The organism is Corallococcus praedator (genome assembly GCF_003612125.1).
Taxonomy (GTDB): domain Bacteria; phylum Myxococcota; class Myxococcia; order Myxococcales; family Myxococcaceae; genus Corallococcus; species Corallococcus praedator.
Window position 1 is genome coordinate 1 of the sequence record NZ_RAWI01000726.1, and the last position, 1,771, is coordinate 1,771.

The window sequence follows — 1,771 nt, forward strand, 5'->3', positions numbered from 1 at the left end:
GCGTCGCCGGGGGCCCTTCCGCGAGCGCGAGCGGAGCGCCGAGGAGGAGCGTGGGAAGCAGCAGTCGGGGGAGGATCTTCATGGTCACGCTCAGGCTTCGGAGAGAGACGGAGGAGGGGAGCCGACGAGCCGCTTCAGCCCGAACAGGGAGGACAGGACGACCAACGCGATGAAGCAGGCCACCGCCACGCCTGCGGTGCTCCAGAGGGCGTGCGCACCGCTGAACAGGCCCTCCACGAACGCGCGGCTGTTGCCCACGGTGGAGGCGAACCCGGTGCCGAAGCGACCGAGCGCCTGGTCGCTGGAGAAGAGGAAGCCCAGGCCCGCTCCCAGGGATGTCAGCAGGATGGCCAGCCCCGTCCACACCTCGCGCCGCTGGGGCACGGGGCTTTCGGCGACGCGGGCCATGACGTTGACGACCAGCGACGGGGGCGGCAGGGGATCCGCCAGCCGGAACAGGTCCTGCTCCAGCAGGCGGTGATCCTCCATCAGCGCGGCGCAGGCTTCGCACTCCGCGGCGTGGTCCAGGCCGGGGCCTTCACCCGCCTCCAGCTCCGCGAACAGGACTTCCAGGTCGGGGCAGGGGCTCATCGGGTCTCCTCCTCGGCGGGCGTCATCTTCTTGCGCAGTTTCTCACGGGCCCGGAACAGGCGCGCCATGATGGTCCCGGGCGCGCAGCCCATGATCTGCGCGATCTCCTTCGTGGTGCGCTTCTGGACGTAATAGAGGGCCAGCACTTCACGGTCGTCCACGGAGAGCGTCTCCATGGCGGCCTCCAGTGACAGCCGCTCCTCGCGCGCGATGGCGCCGTCCAGCTGGGACGCCTCGTGGCTGGGGAGGACCTCCTTCATGGGCTCCAGCTCCTCGGTGCGCACCTTGGTGCGGCGGCGGAGCAGGTCCAGGCAGAGGTTGCGCGTGATGGCGAGCACCCAGAGGTCGAACGGGCGCGTGTCGTCGTAGCGGTGCAGGTTCTGGTAGGCGCGCAGCAGGGCCTCCTGCGCCACCTCCGCCGCCTCCGAGTCGTTCTGCAGCAGGCGCAACGCCAGGCCGTACACCGGGCGTTGCACGCTGCGCACGAGGGCTTCGAAGGCGGACGGGTCCCCCTTGCGGGCGGCCTGCACGTCCGCTTTCCAGGGAAGCGGAGCGGCGTCCTCAGCCATCAGCATTCCGATGGCCATGGGCAGCGAGTCGAGGGCAAGAGCGTTCACGCCTTGTCCTACGGGCGTCGCGGCAGGCCATTGCGACGCCCCCCGACATCACTTCCGCTTCTGTTTTTTCGAGGACTTGGCCGCGGCCAGCCGCTGCTTTTCGGCCTTTTCCACCCGGGCCTCGGCCTTCACGTCCTTGCGCTTCTGCTGCTTGGCGCGGAAGCCCAGGGGAATCTCGGGCTCCGGCACGGGAGCGGCCGTGAAGGCAGGCGGGGGGGCGGGCGCTCGCGCCGGACGCGCGGAGCGCTCCTCCCGGCGGGGCGCCCCTGCCCGGTCAGCCCGGTCGGACGACCGGCCTTCCGGTGCGGAGGAAGTGTCCAGGCCCCGAGGAGGCCGGGCGAGCCGACCGATGCGGCTGGGCGGGCGGGCTTCCTTGCCGGGCGCCTCGTCGCGGCTGGGGGTGCCGAAGCGGCCCGCCTTGCGCTCCGTGCCAGACCGTTCATCGCGGCTGGAGGACCTGGGGCTGGCCGGGGCACGCTCTTCGCGGCGAGGAGCCGCGGTCGGGGTGCTTTCGCCTTCCGTCGCCGCGGACCCGGCGCGGCTGGTGGCGCCGGGGCGGGCGG

At 71.9% G+C, this 1,771-nt stretch carries 2 protein-coding genes and 1 pseudogene; all 3 read right to left on the bottom strand.

All coding sequences use genetic code 11. From position 1 onward, the window contains the following. Positions 1 to 90: 90 nt before the first annotated feature. The gene (locus tag D7Y13_RS41280; protein WP_120586183.1) at positions 91 to 591 is read right to left on the bottom strand and encodes a hypothetical protein; all 501 of its coding nucleotides are present in this window, start codon (positions 589 to 591) and stop codon (positions 91 to 93) included. Continuing rightward, positions 588 to 1,178, bottom strand: coding sequence for an RNA polymerase sigma factor (locus D7Y13_RS41285; RefSeq protein WP_199733003.1), 591 nt, complete (start codon positions 1,176 to 1,178; stop codon positions 588 to 590). Before D7Y13_RS41285 ends, D7Y13_RS41280 begins: the two co-directional genes overlap by 4 nt. A gap of 78 nt (positions 1,179 to 1,256) precedes the next feature. Beyond that, positions 1,257 to 1,771 (bottom strand): annotated as a pseudogene (locus D7Y13_RS47340) (hypothetical protein); the annotation flags it as partial.